Raw genomic sequence first — 15337 nt, 5'->3', positions numbered from 1 at the left:
CGAAACGTCGGGTTACCGCTGACTCTGGTCCGGTGGCCCCGCCGCCACTTCCCCCGTGGCGTGGTTACCCCCCGGTGACCCGGCGGCCTCGTTCCCCCCGTGCGGGGCCGCCGGGTCGATACAGCGGTCATTCGCTGATCTTCACCCGCTGGCTCACCGTCGCCTGGTCGGTCTCCGACAGCCGGATCGTGATCTTGATGTCCCACTCACCCGGCGTCGGGAACGTCGGCTCGCCCACCGCGTGATCGGCGGTGACGGGCAGCAGCGGCACGTCGAGCGCGTCGATGCTGCCGTCGGCGGGGGTCGCGGTGACCGTCCACTCGACCACGGCCTGCGGTTCGCCGGCGGGGTTGTACGCGTACAGGTGCAGCGAGTTGCCGCCCTCCCGGGCCGGGTCGAGCTCCATCCGCACCCGGAACAGGTCGGTCGTCAGGGTCACCGCGTAGGGCTCCGGGGGCGCGTCGGCGACGCTGCGCGCCGGCGGCGTCTGCACCAGGGCGGCCGCGACGGCGAGCACCACGCCCGTGATCGCCAGCTCGGCCAGGATCGACCGGCGCAGCGAGCGCACCGGCGGATCGGCGGGCGGCTCCCCGTCCTCATCGAGGTCCTCATCAAGATCTTCGGGATCTTCGGCCGGGCCACCGCCGACACCGACCAGCGCCTTCGGCGCCGGCGCCAGGACCAGCCGCCGCGAGTACCACGCCACCAGCAGCACCACGGCCAGCAGCCCGGCCTTCACCAGCACCAACCGCCCGTACCGGGTGTCGAACAGCGGCCCGAACGACTCGACCTCGATGATCGCCTGCGCGACGCCGGTGAGCGAGAGCACGATGACGGCCATCATCGCCCAGTTCGACCACACCGGCAGGATCGCGTTCAGTTCCCGGGCGTTGGCGTGACGTAACAGGACCCCGACGAGCATCACCAGCCCGCCCAGCCACACGCCCATCGACGCCAGGTGCGCCGCGTCGGCGACCAGCGACACGGCCGGCGCCGGCGACACGCCCGCGTGCCCGCTGAGCGGCCACGTGCCGAGCCCGACCACCGCGAAGAACGACACCACCGCCAGGTCGACGGTCGACGGTCCCTGCGGTCGCACGAACGGCCGCAGCAGCACCGCGATCGCCGCCAGGACGCCGAGGCGCACCGTGTGCGTGGTCCCGTACGAGCCGCCCAGCGCGTTCAGGACCGCGTCGGCGTCGGCGCCGAACAGGCCGGTGCCCGCCGTGTACGGCCCTTGCAGGTACATCTCCGCGACCGTGCTGAACGCCAGCAGCCCGAGCCCGGTGGCGACCAGCTGCGCCGGCACCCGGCGCGACAGCCGGGCCGGCCACAGCCGGGCCAGGAACAGCATCGGGCCGATCAGCAGCACCAGGCCGACGTAGCCGAGGTACCGGGCGGCGCCGAGCGTCCAGGCGACCACCGGGTCGACCTTGGTGATCGCGGCCTGCCCCTCCTGCGGCGGATCGGCCGACGGCGCGCCGACGTGGTAGACGAAACTCCCGCCGATCGGGTGGCTGTCGGCCGAGATCACCCGGTACGTCACCAGGTAGGTGCCCTTGCCGGCGTCGGTGCGGACCGGGATCGTCAACTTCGAGCCGGTGGTGGTGGGGTTGCCCGAACTCACCACCGATCGATCTGGCCCGATCACCTTGATCCGCTGGGAGACGGCCCGGACGCCCTCGGTGAACGTGAGCGTGATCGCGCCGGGTGGGCTCGCGAGGATCGCGTTCGGCGGCGGGTCGGTGCTGCTCAGCGCCGCGTGCGCGGCCGCGGGCGACGACGCCAGCAGGACAAACGCGATCCCGACGAGTACCGCCAGGCTGAACTTGCGCGAACCGCGCCCGATCACCGCACCGCCACTTCCTCCCGCCGGCCGTGCGCCGGCTGCATGGGAGGCGGGGTGCCGGGCCGGTACGCCAGCGCAACGAGCATAGCGGCCGGAATGACCGTCATCAGGTGACCCGCCTCGTGACCGACGGTGGTCACCCCCTGTGACAGGTCCAGGACCGCGGAGAGCACCAGGCACCCGGCCAGCACGACGGCCACCGGCGCGTACGGCTTCGCCAGCGCCGGGCGGAACGCGGCCAGCAGGAACGCGACGGCCACCGCGGCCACCTCGTGGTGCGCGTGCGACCCCTCCAGCCCCAGCACGCCCGGCAACGCCAGCAGCAACTGCACGGCGGCGATCCCGCCGAGGCCGAGGCGCAGCGCGTCGGTCCAGCGCGCCGCCTTCGCCGCGGCGGCCGACCGGGCGGCCGACTTCTCGGCGGCGAGCCGGGCCAGCACCGCCTCGGTGACGTCGGGCGTCGCCCGCGTCGGCACCCGCAGCATCAGGCCCAGCGCTTCGGCCTGCGCCAGCCACTGCCGGCAGCCGGCGCACCCACGGAGGTGGTCGTCCGGGTCGAAGCCGGGGTCCTCACCGTCGAGGCGGGCGGAGAGCGCGAGGCGGACCTGCGAGCACGTCATGGAAACCAAGTCGACCAGACCGGACGGAAAGTTCCCACCCCGGGCGTCGTACGCTCGGTGCGTGATCCCTGCCCAGCGCGACGACCTCGAGGCCGTCGCCGTCGCTGCCGCGACGGGCGATCCGATCGCACAGGGCGCGTTCGTGCGGGCCACCCAGGCCGAGGTGTGGCGGCTCGCCGCCGCGCTGGTCGACCGCGACGCCGCCGACGACCTCACCCAGGAGACGTTCCTGCGGGCGCTGAAGGCGCTGCCCACGTTCGAGGGCCGGGCCGGGGTGCGCACCTGGCTGCTGTCGATCGCCCGCCGCACGTGCGCCGACCACCTCCGCGCCACCGTGCGCCGGCGGCGGCTCGGCGACCGACTCCTCGCCGCCCCCGCGGACCCCGGCCCCGACGACACCGGCCTGGTCGACGCGCTCGACCTGCTCCGGCGGCTCGACCCGCTGCGCCGGGCCGCGTTCGTGCTCACCCAGGTCGCCGGCCTCTCCTACGTCGAGGCGGCCGCCGTCGAGGGCGTCCCGGTCGGCACCATCCGGTCGCGCGTCGCCCGGGCCAGGGCAGAGCTCGTGGACGCGCTGGGCAGCGCGCCGGAACTCTGTGAGAACACCCAGGCGGGAACCGAACCGGCGTCCGTTACGACCAAGCCTTTGTGAGCTTGTGGATTCGGTCGGCGGCGCGGTTGCTGCTGGCCGGGGTGTGGCTGGTCGCCGGTGCCACCAAGGTGAGCGACCTCCAGGGGTCGGTGCGGGCGGTGCACGCGTACGACCTGCTGCCCTACGAGGTCTCCAAGGTGGTGGGCGCGGCGCTGCCGTTCGTCGAGATCACGATCGGGGTGCTCCTGGTGGCCGGGTTCGCCACCCGGATCGCGGCGGTCGCGAGCTCGACGCTGCTGATGGTGTTCATCGGCGGCATCGCGTCGGCCTGGGCCCGCGGGCTGCGCATCGACTGCGGCTGCTTCGGCGGCGGCGGCGAGCTCGCGGCCGGCCGGTCACCCACCTACTTCTGGGAGATCGCGCGCGACGTGGCCCTGCTCGCCGTCGCGGTCTACCTGGTGTGGCGACCGACCAGCCGGCTCGCGGTCGACAATCTGTTCGCGATGGAAGAAGAAGACGATGGCGACGAAGAAGAAGCCGGCGAAGACGCCCGGGAGCACGCCGGCGAAGAAAGCCGGTAAGCGGCCGCGGTCCGTCGTCGCCCGCCAGCGGCAACGGGAGAAGATGCGCCAGCGGGCGTTCGCGGTCGGCGCGGTGGCGCTCGCCCTGCTCCTGATCGCCGGCGTCGCGGGCTGGTACGTCTACCAGGAGCAGCGGCCCGAGCCGTCGACCGCTCCCCCGCCGGCCAGCGCCGACGCCGCCGGCGTCAAGGTGGGCACCGGCCCGGTGACCGTCGACGTGTACCTCGACTTCATGTGCCCGCACTGCAAGGAGTTCGAGGACGGTGCCGCCACGACGCTCGACACGCTGGTGAGCTCGAACGCGGCGACGGTGGTGTACCACCCGCTGGCGTTCCTCGACCGGTTCTCCACCACGAACTACTCGACCCGGTCCGCCGCGGCGTCCGGCTGCGCGTCCGACGCCGGCAAGTTCGTCGAGTACGCCAAGGTGCTCTACGCCAACCAGCCGCCGGAGAACTCGCCCGGCCTCGACGACAACAAGCTGATCGAGCTGGCCGGAACCGCCGGCATCGACACCACCGCCTTCGGTCAGTGCGTCAAGGACGGGAAGCACACGTCGTGGGTCGACGGCGTCACCGAGGCGGCCACGAAGGCCGGCGTCAACGGCACGCCGACGGTGCTGGTCAACGGCAAGAAGGTCGACGCGACCCCCGACGCGATCAACGCGGCCGTTTCAGCGGCCTAACGCACCGCGAAGCCGTACGGGAGCTCCAGGCGGTGCCGGGCGAGCAGCTCGGCGTCCGCTAGAAGATCTTCCGTGCGGCCGTCGGCGACCACGCGGCCGTCGTCGAGGATCACCGCGCGCGGGCAGAGCTGCAGGGCGTACGGCAGGTCGTGGGTGACCATCAGCATGGTCACCGGCAGCGACTCCAGAATCGTCGCGAGTTCGCGGCGGCTGGCCGGGTCGAGGTTCGAGCTGGGCTCGTCGAGCACCAGGATCGACGGGTGCATCGCCAGCACGGTGGCGACGGCCACCCGCCGCCGCTGGCCGAACGACAGGTGGTGCGGGGTGCGCTCGCGGTGCCCGGCCATGCCCACCGCGTCCAGTGCCTCGGTGACCCGCGCGGCCAGGGCATCGCCGCGGAGGCCGAGGTTCGACGGACCGAACGCGACATCCTCCTCGACCGTCGGCAGGAACAGCTGGTCGTCGGGGTCCTGGAAGACGATGCCGACCCGCCGCCGGATCTCGGCGAGCCCGGACCGGTTGCGCGGATCGACCCGCTGCCCGTCGACGGTCACCGTGCCGGCGCCGCCGTGCAGCACGCCGTTGAGGTGGAGAACGAGCGTGGTCTTGCCGGCGCCGTTCGGCCCGAGCAGGGCGACCCGTTCGCCGGCCGCCAGCGAGAGGTTGATGCCCCGCAGCGCTTCCCGCCCGTCGGGGTAGGCGAAGGTCACCGCATCGACCTTGAGTGTCACCACACCACCCTATTCGCACCTGGGCAGCGAGTAGATTGCCGGCATGACGCTTGAGCCCGGGGACGCCGCGCCCGACTTCACCCTCACCACCGACACCGAGGAGCAGCTCAGCCTCGGTGACCTGCGCGGCAAGCGGGTGATCCTGTACGTGTACCCGGCCGCGATGACGCCCGGCTGCACCACGCAGGCGTGCGACTTCCGCGACTCGCTGCAGTCGCTGCACGCGCAGGGCTTCGAGGTGGTCGGCATCTCCCCCGACAAGCCGGCGAAGCTGGCGAAGTTCCGCGAGCGCGATCAACTGACGTTCCCCCTGGTGTCGGATCCGGACAAAGCTGTCCTCAAGGAGTACGGCGCCTACGGCGAGAAGAAGCTCTACGGCAAGACGGTCGTGGGCGTGAAAAGGTCCACGTTCGTCATCGACGCCGACGGCAAGATCGAGCGGGCGATGTACAACGTGAAAGCCACCGGCCACGTCGCGAAACTGCGCCGTGACCTCGGCCTTGATTCGTAACAGAACCTCATTACGCTTCGGCCATGGCGGACATCTTCGACGCGTACCCGATGTCCGCGGCGTGGGACGAGATGTTCGCCCGGCCCGGGGTGCCCCGGCCGCCGTACGAGTCGGTGTTCGCCACGATCCAGCCGCTCGCCACGTCCGATCTCCGCTACCGCGCCGACCAGTTGGCCCGCGTGTTCACCGACCGGGGCGTCACGTTCGCGTACGCGGGTGAGGAACGGCCGTTCCCGCTCGACCTGATCCCCCGGATCATCGATGCCCACGAGTGGGACCTGCTCACCCGCGCGGTGTGCCAGCGGGTCAAGGCGTTGGAGGCCTTTCTCGCGGACCTCTACGGGACGGCCCAGGTCCTGACGGACGGCCTGGTTCCGAAAAAGGTCATCTACACCTCCGCGCACTACCGGCGCGAGGCGTACGGGATCAACCCGCCGAACGGCGTGCGGGTGCAGGTCAGCGGCGTCGACCTGGTGCGTGACGAGCTGGGCCGGTTCCGGGTGCTCGAAGACAACCTGCGCATCCCGTCGGGCGTCAGCTACGTCATCGAGAACCGGCGGGCGATGGCGCAGACGATGCCGGTGCTGTTCACCGAGGCGCCGGTGTACCCGGTCGACGACTACCCCGCGCGGCTGCTGGCGGCGCTGCGCAGGGCGGCGCCCGACGGCGTCACCGATCCGTGCGTGGTGGTGCTCACGCCGGGCATCTACAACGCGGCGTACTTCGAGCACGCGTTGCTGGCCCGGCTGATGGGCGTCGAACTCGTGGAGGGGCGCGACCTGCGCTGCCACGGCAACAAGGTGTTCATGCGCACCACGCAGGGCGAGCAGCCGGTGCACGTGGTCTACCGCCGGGTCGACGACGAGTTCATCGATCCGCTGCACTTCCGGCCCGACTCGGTGATCGGCGCGCCGGGCATCGTCAACGCGGCGCGGGCGGGGAACGTGACGCTGGCCAACGCGATCGGCAACGGCGTCGCCGACGACAAGCTCATCTACACCTACGTCCCCGACCTGATCCGCTACTACCTGCACGAAGAGCCGCTGATCGACAACGTCGAGACGTACCGGCTCGACGATCCCGAGGTGCTGCACGACGTCCTGGACCGCCTCGACGAACTGGTGCTGAAACCGGTGGAGGGCTCCGGCGGCAAGGGCATCGTCATCGGCCCGAAGGCCGATTCGCAGACCCTGGCCACGCTTCGCGCCGCGGTCGAAATGGACCCGCGGGGCTGGATCGCGCAGCGGCCCGTGCTGCTGTCGACCTCGCCGACGCTCGTCGGCGACCGGGTCGCGCCGCGGCACATCGACCTGCGGCCGTTCGCGGTCAACGACGGCGACGACGTCTGGCTGCTGCCCGGCGGCCTCACCCGGGTCGCGCTCCCGGAGGGCGCGCTGGTCGTCAACTCCAGCCAGGGCGGCGGCTCCAAGGACACGTGGGTGCTCGCACCGGAACCGGTGGCGCCCGCGGTGGTTCCGGCTTTCGTGGAAACGGTGCCGGCCGTGGCCCCGGCGCCCGACTTCCGCGACGTGGGTCCGGCCGGCGCGGCGATCGCCGCGCAACAGCAACAGCAGTAGAGGGGACCCGCTGAGCATGTTGAGCCGGATCGCCGAGTCCCTGTTCTGGATCGGCCGGTACGTCGAACGCGCCGACGACACCGCCCGCATCCTCGACGCCTGGCTCGCCCGCCTGCTGGAGGACCCGTGGTCCGACGAGGACCGCGGCGGCCGGGCGATGCTGTCGATCCTCGGCGCGCCGGCCCCGGGCGACGTCCGGATGACCGCCGCGGCGGTGCTCGACGTGCTCGCGTTCGACGGCGCCAACCCGTCCGCGATCGCCGGCGCGCTCGCGGCGGCGCGCGACAACGCGCGCGGCGCCCGGGAGACCATCTCCAGCGAGATGTGGGAGTGCCTGAACGTCACCTGGCACTCGCTGCCGGCCCGGCGCCTCGCCGCCGACCGGCTGGGCCCGGCGGTGTACCTGGCGTTCGTGCGCGAGCGGGCCGCGGTGCTGGCCGGGCTCGCCGAGTCGACGATGAGCCGCGACGACGGCTGGCGGTTCCTCGTCCTGGGCCGTTCGCTGGAGCGGGTCGACATGACCGCCCGGATGCTGTCGATCCAGGTCGAGGCGCGGCCCGACCACCCGGCGTGGCGCACGGTGCTGCGGGCGTGCGGCGCCGACGAGTCGTTCCTGCGCACGCACGGCGGCACCGTGCACGCCGAGCGGGTGGTGGAGTTCCTGCTGCACGACCGGCTGTTCCCGCGGTCGGCCCTGCACGCGCTGACCACCGCCGAGCAGTGCCTGCTCGAACTCGACCCGGCGATCGAGCGGGCCGGTGTGACCGACGCGGCGCGGCGGCCGATCGGCCAGGTCCGCACCCGGCTGGAGTACACCGAGTCGGACCGGTTGCTGGCCGACCTGCCGAGCCATCTGGGGCGGTTGAAGGACGCGTGCGCCGCGGCGTCGGCGGCCGTCACCGACCGGTACTTCCCGGAGTCCGCGCCGGTGTCGTGGGCGCACGAGGAGGTCTTCTGATGTCCTGGCGCTTGCGGATCCGGCACGTCACCGGGTTCACGTACGAGGGGCAGGCCCACGCGTCGTACAACGAGGCCCGGGTGACGCCGATGACCCTGCCCTGGCAGGTGACGCTGTTCAGCCAGGTCGAGGTGCACCCGGCCGCCTCGACGTACCGGTACTACGACTACTGGGGCACGCTGGTGACCGCGTTCGACCTGCAACGGTCGCACGGCGAGCTGAAGGTGGTGGCGTCGAGCCTGGTCGAGACCGACACGCCGGCGCCGGTCCCACCGGTCGACTGGCCCGTTCTTTCTTCCGAAGCCGACCGTTTCGCCGAACTGCTCGCCGCGACCCCGCGCACGACGGTCGATCCGTCGGTCCTTCCGGCCTTCGCGGGCCTGCCGTCCGAGGTGGCGCCGGCGATCGCCGAGTTCGTGCGCGCCGAGGTCGAGTACGTGCCGGGCTCGACCGGCGTGCAGACCTCCGCGCAGGAGGCGTGGACGCAGCGGAAGGGCGTCTGCCAGGACATCGCCCAGTTGACCGTCGCCCTGCTGCGCCAGCGCGGCATTCCGGCCCGGTACGTGTCGGGCTACCTGCACCCGGCGCGCGAGGCCGAGGTCGGCCAGACCGTCGAGGGCCAGAGCCACGCCTGGGTCGAGTGGTGGTGCGGCGACTGGGTCGGCTACGACCCGACGAACGGCGTGCCCGTCGGTCCCCGTCACGTGGTGGTGGCGCGGGGCCGCGACTACGACGACGTGGCGCCGCTGAAGGGCGTCTACCACGGGCCGCCGTCGAGCCACCTGGGCGTCTCGGTCGAGATCACGCGCGTGACGTAAGGTTTTCCGGACGGGGCCGTAGCCCAACGGCAGGAGGCACACGGTTTAGGTCCGTGACAGTGTGAGTTCGACTCTCACCGGCCCCACTATCGTCGGTTCGTGAGCACGCACATGACGCCCGACGAGTTCCGTGAACTGGGCCATGCCGCCGTCGAGTGGGTCGCCCGCTACTGGGAGCGCCTGCCCGAGCTGCCCGTCGCCGGCTCCGTGCGTCCCGGAGACGTTGCCGCGGAACTACCCGGCGCCCCGCCCGACAAGGGCGACCGGCTCGAAGGCATTTTCACCGACCTCGACGACGTCGTGGTGCCGGGCACCACGCACTGGCAGCACCCCGCGCACTTCGCCTACTTCCCGGCGAACACGTCGGGGCCGTCGGTACTCGGCGATCTGATCGGCGCCGGCCTCGGCACGCAGGGCATGATGTGGGCGACCGGGCCGGCGTGCACCGAGGTCGAGACCGTGATGCTCGACTGGCTGGCCGACCTGCTCGGGTTGCCCGAGCGCTTCCGCGGCGGCAAGGGCGTCATCCAGGACTCGGCGTCGTCGGCCACGTTCATCGCGACGCTGGCCGCGCTCCATCGCGCGAGCGGCGGGGCCTGGCGCACCGACGGGGTTCGGGGTTCCTTCGCCGTCTACACCTCCTCGCAGGGGCACTCGTCGATCGAGAAGGCGGCCCGGGTCGCCGGCCTCGGCGACAAGGCGGTGCGCTCGATCGAGGTCGACCCGTCGTCTCTCGCGATGCGTCCGGAAGCGTTGCGCGCCGCGATCGAGGCCGACCGGGCGGCCGGGGTGGTGCCGGCGCTGGTCGTGGCCACGATCGGCACGACGTCGACCACCGCCGTCGACCCGCTGCCCGCGATCGGCGCGATCTGCCGGGAGTTCGGCGTCTGGCTGCACGTCGACGCGGCCTACGCCGGTGCGGCGGCCGCCTGCCCCGAGTTCCGCTGGATCAACGACGGCCTCGACCTGGCCGACTCCTACTGCTTCGACCCGCACAAGTGGCTCCTCACCGGCTTCGACTGCGACGCGCTCTGGGTCGCCGATCCGGCCGACCTCACCCGCGCCCTGTCGGTGCTGCCGGAGTTCCTGCGCAACGCCGCGAGCGAGTCCGGCACCGTCGTCGACTACCGCGACTGGCAGGTGCCGCTGGGACGGCGGTTCCGGGCGCTGAAGCTGTGGTTCGTGCTGCGCTGGTACGGCGTCGAGGGCATCCGGGCCCACATCCGCGACGGCGTGGCGCTGGCCCAGCGGTTCGCGGCCGCGGTACGCGCCGACGACCGCTTCGAGGTGGTGGCACCCCACCCGTTCGGCCTGGTCTGCTTCCGCCTCCGGGGCGAGGACGACGCGGCCAACGAGACGCTGCTGCGCCGGATCAACGAGACCGGCCGCTGCCTGCTCACCCATACGAAGGTGCGCGGCCAATACGTGCTCCGATTGGCGGTGGGCGCCCCCTCGACACGGACCGACCACATCGACGCGACGTGGAAACTGATCCAGGAGACCGCCTGAACTACTCCGCGTCGGTCGGGAGGAGGTGGGTGACCTCGGCGTCGCCTTCGACGTACGAGTGGGCGCGTTCCTCGTTGACGCGGTCGTTCTCGGTCAGGCGGCCGTGGTGCTGGCGCAGGTGCACGTCCCACGTGGGTACCAGGTACACCTCGACGAACGTGTCGTTCTCCTCGCCCGACCGGAACAGGCCCCACCTCGTGGCACCCGTACGCAGGCGGGCCAGCCGGACGTTGTCCATGGCCTCCTGGAACGGCTCCTGGTTCTCCGGCAGCACCAGGTACTTGGCGGTCACCAGGATCGGCCCGTCGTGCGGGGCGGGCTCCACCACCAGTTCCGGCTCCTGCCAGAAGATCGCGGGTTCGCGGCCGAGCCCACGCACGTCCCGCAACGGCCAGAGGCGGACCGTGAGCCCGCCCGCCACCATGAGCCCGGCGGCGATCAGGTGCGTCGCCGGCAGGTCGAGGATGTCGGCGACCACGCCCCACGCCAGCGCGCCGAGCGCCTGGCTGCCGGCGAACACCACCTGGTAGACGGCGATGCCGCGGGCCCGCACCCAGCTCGGCAGGAACATCTGGATCTCGGCGTTGATGCTCGACAGCACCGCGGTCCAGATCGCGCCGGCCGGCAGCAGCGCGATCAGCACCACCACCGGGTTCTGCACCAGCCCCACGACCACCAGGCAGGCCGCGTACCCCATCGTCGAGATCATCAGCAGGAAGTTGCCGCGCCACTTCGACCGCGCCCACGAGGTGACCAGCGCGCCGCCGATCGCGCCGATGCCGAGCGCGGCGAGCAGCAGGCCGTAGCCGCTGGAGCCCATGCCGAGGCGGCGGGCGGCGACCAGCGGCAGCAGCGCCCACAGGGTGGTGCCGGGAATCAGGAACAGCGCCGCCCGCAGCAGGATCCGCCGCACCACCGGCGAGTGGCGGGCGTACCGGTCGCCGGCGCGCAGGGCCGAGGTGAAGCGCTCCGGGGCCTGGTCGCGCCGCTTGCGGTCGGGGCGCCACAGGGCCAGGACCAGGGCGAAGATCAGGCAGGACGCGGCATTGAAGCCGAAGACGGCGGCGACGCCGACGTGCGAGATCAGCAGGCCGGCGATGGCCGGGCCGATCGCGCGGGCGGCGTTGACGCTGATCCCGCCGAGCGCCGAGGCGGCCGGCAGCGTGTCGCGCGGGACCAGTTCGGGCACCAGCGCCTGCCACGCCGGCAGCGTGAGCGCCTGCCCGACGCCGAGGCCGAACGTGAGCGTCAGCAGCAGCGCCGGCGGCATCTGGCCGGCCGCGGTGAGCACCGTCATGAGGACGGCGACGAGCAGCAGGTACGCCTGCACCACGATGAGCAGTTGGCGGCGGTCGAACGAGTCGGCGACCGCGCCGGCCGGCAGCGCCAGCAGCAGCGCGGGCAGCATCAGCGACGTCTGTACCACGGCGACGAGCGTCGACGCGTTCGGCTCGTCGATCAGCAACCACTGGGCGCCGACCAGTTGCATCCAGGTGCCGATGTTGCTCGCGAGCAGGGCGATCCACAGGCTGCGGAACGCGGCCACCTTCAGCGGCGCCCACGCCGAGACCGGCTTGCTCACAGAGATCAGTCTCGCATCCTCAGAGGTCTCTTGCATTTTATAGTAGGTGTGCTACAAAAGTGAGCATGAGCGTGATCGAGGTGCGCGATCTGCGGATGCGCTACGGGGAGGTCGACGTCCTGGCGGGAGTCGACTTCACGGTGGCCAAGGGCGAGGTGGTCACGCTGCTCGGGCCCAACGGCGCCGGCAAGACCACCACGATCGAGATCCTGGAGGGCTTCCGGTTGCGGTCCGCGGGTTCGGTCACGGTGACCGGGGTCGATCCGGCCCGGGGTGACGAGCGCTGGCGCGCCGGCCTCGGGATCGTGCTCCAGTCGTGGCGCGACCACCGGCGCTGGCGGGTCGGCCAGTTGCTGAGCCACCTGGCCCGCTACTACGTCCCGTTCGCGGAGCCGTACGACGTCGACGAGCTGATCGCGACCGTCGGCCTCACCGACCTGAAGGATCGGAAGATCGGCACGCTGTCGGGCGGGCAGCGGCGCCGGGTCGACGTCGCGATCGGCATCGTCGGTCGTCCCGAACTGCTCTTCCTCGACGAACCGACGGCGGGCCTCGACCCGCAGGCGCGCCGCGACTTCCACGACCTCGTCCACCGGCTCTCCGACATGAACGGCACCACCGTCCTGCTCACCACGCACGACCTCGACGAGGCCGAGAAGCTGGCCGACCGCATCATGATCCTGGCCGGCGGCCGCATCGTGGCCGACGGCAGCGCCGACGAACTGGCCCGGAAGGTGTCGACGCGGGCCGAGGTCCGCTGGACGCGCGCCGGTGAACGGTTCGTGCACCCCACCGACGACGCCACCCGCTTCGTGCGGGAACTCTTCGCCCAGCACGGCGACCGCATCGGCGACCTGGAGGTACGCCGCGCGAGCCTGGAGGACACGTACATGAAGATGGTGCGGGAACAGGAAGCCGCGTGAAGGCCGCGCTGCGGGCCGGCCTCTCCCGTGGCTTCATCGAGCTGCGGCACGGCCTGGCCGACTTCCAGGAGTGGGCGTTCAACATCCTGGTGATCGCCGTGCTGGTACTGGTGCTGTTCTTCCAGCGGAACACCACGGTCGACGGCACCACGCTGCCCCTGGCCGCGCTCACGCTGCCCAGCCTCGCCGGGATGATGATCGCGTACGGCGGGTTCCTGGCCATGTCCAGCGCGCTGGCCTACGACCGGGAGGACGGCACGCTGCTGCGGGCGAAGGCCACCCCGAACGGCATCGTCGGGTACCTGGTGTCGCGGATCGTCTACACCGCCGCCACCGCGTTGATCACGCTGGTGATCATGCTGGTGGCCGGCCGGATCATCGTCGACGAGCTCTCGCCCGACTGGCTCACCCTCGCCTGGCTGATCCCGCTGGGGCTGGCGTCCGTGCTGCCGTGGGGCGCGATCATCGGAGCGCGCACCAAATCGTCGGCGTCGAGCACCGGGCTCACGTTCCTCATCCTCGGCGGGCTGGTGGGCATCTCCGGGATCTTCTACCCGGTCACCGCCATGCCGGGCTGGCTGCAGGGTGTGGCGCAGGTGTTCCCGATGTACTGGCTGGGCCACGGCACGCGGGCGGCGCTGCTGCCCGACGCGGCGGCGGCGGCCGAACCCGGTGGCGAGTGGCGGTTGTGGGAGGCTGCCGGGGTGATCGGTGTCTGGGCGGTGCTGGGCCTGCTGGTGGCACCGGCGGTGCTGCGACGGATGGCGCGGCGCGAGTCCGGCTCGTCGATGCAGGCCAGCAAGCAGCGGATCATGTCGCGGGGCTACTGACGGCATGAACGACCAGGTCTACAACCGGATCGCGATGCTGCGCGCGGAGCGGGGCATCTCCCGCCGGCAACTGGCCGACGCGCTCGGTGTCCACTACCAGACGGTCGGCTACCTGGAGCGCGGCGAGTACAGCCCGAGCCTGCACCTGGCGTTGCGCATCGCGCAGCACTTCGAGGTGCCGGTGGAGGTGCTGTTCTCGCTCGCGCCGTTCCCGCGGCTGGGCGCCACCGAGAAGTCGGCCTAGGGCGCCCGGAGCTTCGCCACCACGCGTTCGGTGATGGCGGCGAGGGTGGCCAGGTCGTCCTCGCTCAGCAGGTCGATGAAGTGTTCGCGCACCGAGGCGACGTGCCGGGGCGCGGCCGCACCGATGGCGGCCAGGCCGGCCGGCGTCAGCGTCACCAGCGAACCGCGGCCGTCGTCGGCGCACGGGTCCTTCGACACCAGGCCGCGTTGCTCCATCCGCGCGATGTGGTGCGAGAGCCGGCTGTTCGACCAGAGCATGTGCGCGGCCAGTTCGGTCAGCCGCATCCGGTTGCCCGCGGTCTCGCCCAGCGTCGACAGCACGTCGTAGTCGGGTTCGGACAGGCCGCTGTCACCGGCCAGATCGCGGGCGAGCCGCAGGTCGAGCAGGCCGCGCATGCGGCGGTAGCCGCGCCAGGCGCGGTCTTCGGTGGGGGTCAGCCAGCGGGTCACCCGATCAATTTAGTTGACACGTCACCAATGCGCCACCTAACTTAGATGACATGTCACCTATCTCGTTCGGCCTCGACCTGCCCGCCGGCCTGACCCCCGAGGGGCCGGTGGCGCTGGCCCGCACGGCCGAGGACCTCGGCTTCGACTTCGTCTCGGCGTCCGACCACCCGGCCGGCACCGATCCGTCCTACGAAACCTGGACGATGCTGGCGTTCGTCGCCGCCGGCACCGGCCGCATCGGGATCGCCACGCGGGTGCTCGGCGTCCCCTACCGGCCGCCGGCGATGGTCGCCAAGATGGCCGAGACGCTCGACCGGCTGTCCGGCGGCCGGCTGATCCTCGGCCTCGGCGGCGGCGCCTCCGACAGCGAATTCCGCCAGTTCGGCCTGCGCGTCCCCGCGCCGGCCGAGAAGGTCGCCGGCCTCCGCGAGGCGGTCGAGGTCATCCGGGGGCTGTGGTCGCGGCCGTCGTTCAGTTTCGAGGGGACGCTGTACCGCACGGAGGACGCCGACCTCGAACCGAAGCCGGCGCGCCACATCCCCATCTGGTTCGGCACGTTCGGCCCCCGCGCCCTGGAACTGACCGGCCGGATCGCCGACGGGTGGATCCCGTCGCTCGGGTACGCGCCGGCGGAGCGGCTGCCGCTGATGCGCCGCGCCGTTCTCGACGCGGCCGAGCGGGCCGGGCGCGACCCGTCCACCATCACCACCGCCCTGAACGTGGACCTCGACGACGTCGCCGGCAACATGCTCCCGGACCTCATCGGCCAGGGCTTCACCACGCTGAACTTCAAGGTGGCCGCCGGACCCGACCGGGCCGACCGGATCGAACACCTCGCGAAGGAGGTGCTGCCGCCGCTCCGCGCTGTTGGATGACCA

Annotated in this window: 17 protein-coding genes and 1 tRNA gene; 13 read left to right on the top strand and 5 right to left on the bottom strand. The window is 71.9% G+C overall.

Annotated elements, in window-relative coordinates; genetic code table 11:
- Window positions 1-127: 127 nt before the first annotated feature.
- Complete coding sequence (locus Vau01_RS27370) at window positions 128-1852, bottom strand: copper resistance CopC/CopD family protein (RefSeq protein WP_203998006.1); 1725 nt, start codon at window positions 1850-1852, stop codon at window positions 128-130.
- A complete protein-coding gene (locus Vau01_RS27365) occupies window positions 1849-2469 on the bottom strand; it encodes a hypothetical protein (RefSeq protein ID WP_203998003.1) in 621 nt (206 codons plus the stop codon). The genes Vau01_RS27370 and Vau01_RS27365 overlap by 4 nt, the downstream gene beginning before the upstream one ends.
- 61 nt (window positions 2470-2530) lie before the next feature.
- Here Vau01_RS27365 and Vau01_RS27360 point away from each other — a divergent pair, with 61 nt between their 5' ends.
- The 3 genes from Vau01_RS27360 to Vau01_RS27350 are packed head-to-tail and all read left to right on the top strand — an operon-like array spanning window position 2531 to window position 4327.
- Window positions 2531-3121, top strand: a complete 591-nt coding sequence (locus tag Vau01_RS27360) for a sigma-70 family RNA polymerase sigma factor (RefSeq protein WP_239151878.1) — start codon at window positions 2531-2533, stop codon at window positions 3119-3121.
- Window positions 3118-3642: a MauE/DoxX family redox-associated membrane protein gene (locus Vau01_RS27355; RefSeq protein WP_203997998.1), complete on the top strand. Its 525-nt coding sequence runs from the start codon at window positions 3118-3120 to the stop codon at window positions 3640-3642. The genes Vau01_RS27360 and Vau01_RS27355 overlap by 4 nt, the downstream gene beginning before the upstream one ends.
- Window positions 3581-4327, top strand: coding sequence for a DsbA family protein (locus Vau01_RS27350; protein WP_203997995.1), 747 nt, complete (start codon window positions 3581-3583; stop codon window positions 4325-4327). Before Vau01_RS27355 ends, Vau01_RS27350 begins: the two co-directional genes overlap by 62 nt.
- Here Vau01_RS27350 and Vau01_RS27345 read toward each other — a convergent pair.
- Window positions 4324-5058, bottom strand: a complete 735-nt coding sequence (locus Vau01_RS27345; RefSeq protein ID WP_203997991.1) for an energy-coupling factor ABC transporter ATP-binding protein — start codon at window positions 5056-5058, stop codon at window positions 4324-4326. The genes Vau01_RS27350 and Vau01_RS27345 overlap by 4 nt on opposite strands.
- A 43-nt stretch (window positions 5059-5101) precedes the next feature.
- On the opposite strand from Vau01_RS27345, the gene bcp reads away from it, so the two are divergent.
- The 6 genes from bcp to Vau01_RS27315 all read left to right on the top strand — a co-directional run bounded on the left by bcp (window position 5102) and on the right by Vau01_RS27315 (window position 10431).
- On the top strand, window positions 5102-5569 hold the full coding sequence (gene bcp / locus Vau01_RS27340) for a thioredoxin-dependent thiol peroxidase (RefSeq protein ID WP_203997989.1): 468 nt from the start codon (window positions 5102-5104) through the stop codon (window positions 5567-5569).
- 23 nt (window positions 5570-5592) lie between these two features.
- A complete protein-coding gene (locus Vau01_RS27335; protein ID WP_239151876.1) occupies window positions 5593-7146 on the top strand; it encodes a circularly permuted type 2 ATP-grasp protein in 1554 nt (517 codons plus the stop codon).
- A 16-nt stretch (window positions 7147-7162) separates the two neighbouring features.
- A complete protein-coding gene (locus Vau01_RS27330) occupies window positions 7163-8104 on the top strand; it encodes an alpha-E domain-containing protein (RefSeq protein ID WP_203997987.1) in 942 nt (313 codons plus the stop codon).
- Complete coding sequence (locus tag Vau01_RS27325) at window positions 8104-8922, top strand: transglutaminase family protein (protein ID WP_203997984.1); 819 nt, start codon at window positions 8104-8106, stop codon at window positions 8920-8922. Before Vau01_RS27330 ends, Vau01_RS27325 begins: the two co-directional genes overlap by 1 nt.
- A 12-nt stretch (window positions 8923-8934) precedes the next feature.
- A tRNA-Leu gene (locus Vau01_RS27320) sits at window positions 8935-9008 on the top strand.
- Between the two features lie 13 nt (window positions 9009-9021).
- On the top strand, window positions 9022-10431 hold the full coding sequence (locus Vau01_RS27315) for a pyridoxal phosphate-dependent decarboxylase family protein (RefSeq protein WP_239151875.1): 1410 nt from the start codon (window positions 9022-9024) through the stop codon (window positions 10429-10431).
- A 1-nt stretch (window position 10432) separates the two neighbouring features.
- Here Vau01_RS27315 and Vau01_RS27310 read toward each other — a convergent pair whose 3' ends face one another.
- The gene (locus Vau01_RS27310; protein WP_308440484.1) at window positions 10433-12013 is read right to left on the bottom strand and encodes an MFS transporter; all 1581 of its coding nucleotides are present in this window, start codon (window positions 12011-12013) and stop codon (window positions 10433-10435) included.
- 65 nt (window positions 12014-12078) lie between these two features.
- Between Vau01_RS27310 and Vau01_RS27305 the strand changes: the two genes are divergently transcribed.
- From Vau01_RS27305 to Vau01_RS27295, 3 genes are read left to right on the top strand one after another with little or no spacing between them, the layout of a single operon-like run.
- The gene (locus Vau01_RS27305) at window positions 12079-12936 is read left to right on the top strand and encodes an ABC transporter ATP-binding protein (RefSeq protein ID WP_239151874.1); all 858 of its coding nucleotides are present in this window, start codon (window positions 12079-12081) and stop codon (window positions 12934-12936) included.
- Window positions 12933-13766, top strand: a complete 834-nt coding sequence (locus Vau01_RS27300) for an ABC transporter permease (RefSeq protein ID WP_203997978.1) — start codon at window positions 12933-12935, stop codon at window positions 13764-13766. Before Vau01_RS27305 ends, Vau01_RS27300 begins: the two co-directional genes overlap by 4 nt.
- A 4-nt stretch (window positions 13767-13770) precedes the next feature.
- Entirely contained in the window at window positions 13771-14010 is a 240-nt protein-coding gene (locus Vau01_RS27295; RefSeq protein WP_203997975.1) for a helix-turn-helix transcriptional regulator, read from the top strand.
- Here the strand turns inward: Vau01_RS27295 and Vau01_RS27290 are convergent.
- Complete coding sequence (locus tag Vau01_RS27290; protein WP_203998289.1) at window positions 14007-14405, bottom strand: MarR family winged helix-turn-helix transcriptional regulator; 399 nt, start codon at window positions 14403-14405, stop codon at window positions 14007-14009. The genes Vau01_RS27295 and Vau01_RS27290 overlap by 4 nt on opposite strands.
- A 104-nt stretch (window positions 14406-14509) precedes the next feature.
- On the opposite strand from Vau01_RS27290, the gene Vau01_RS27285 reads away from it, so the two are divergent.
- Complete coding sequence (locus Vau01_RS27285) at window positions 14510-15334, top strand: LLM class flavin-dependent oxidoreductase (protein WP_203997972.1); 825 nt, start codon at window positions 14510-14512, stop codon at window positions 15332-15334.
- Window positions 15335-15337: the final 3 nt, after the last annotated feature.

The organism is Virgisporangium aurantiacum (assembly GCF_016863635.1).
GTDB lineage: Bacteria > Actinomycetota > Actinomycetes > Mycobacteriales > Micromonosporaceae > Virgisporangium > Virgisporangium aurantiacum.
This window is presented reverse-complemented; position numbering and strand designations above follow the sequence as displayed.

What these genes read in the sequence shown, in the direction of transcription:
- Vau01_RS27335 (WP_239151876.1), top strand. Translation starts at nt 5,593, where the DNA reads ATGGCGGACATCTTCGACGCGTACCCGATGTCCGCGGCGTGGGACGAG.
- Vau01_RS27350 (WP_203997995.1), top strand. Translation starts at nt 3,581, where the DNA reads ATGGCGACGAAGAAGAAGCCGGCGAAGACGCCCGGGAGCACGCCGGCG.
- Vau01_RS27285 (WP_203997972.1), top strand. Translation starts at nt 14,510, where the DNA reads ATGTCACCTATCTCGTTCGGCCTCGACCTGCCCGCCGGCCTGACCCCC.
- Vau01_RS27365 (WP_203998003.1), bottom strand. Translation starts at nt 2,469, where the DNA reads ATGACGTGCTCGCAGGTCCGCCTCGCGCTCTCCGCCCGCCTCGACGGT.
- Vau01_RS27295 (WP_203997975.1), top strand. Translation starts at nt 13,771, where the DNA reads ATGAACGACCAGGTCTACAACCGGATCGCGATGCTGCGCGCGGAGCGG.
- Vau01_RS27305 (WP_239151874.1), top strand. Translation starts at nt 12,079, where the DNA reads ATGAGCGTGATCGAGGTGCGCGATCTGCGGATGCGCTACGGGGAGGTC.
- bcp (WP_203997989.1), top strand. Translation starts at nt 5,102, where the DNA reads ATGACGCTTGAGCCCGGGGACGCCGCGCCCGACTTCACCCTCACCACC.
- Vau01_RS27290 (WP_203998289.1), bottom strand. Translation starts at nt 14,405, where the DNA reads ATGCGCGGCCTGCTCGACCTGCGGCTCGCCCGCGATCTGGCCGGTGAC.
- Vau01_RS27325 (WP_203997984.1), top strand. Translation starts at nt 8,104, where the DNA reads ATGTCCTGGCGCTTGCGGATCCGGCACGTCACCGGGTTCACGTACGAG.
- Vau01_RS27330 (WP_203997987.1), top strand. Translation starts at nt 7,163, where the DNA reads ATGTTGAGCCGGATCGCCGAGTCCCTGTTCTGGATCGGCCGGTACGTC.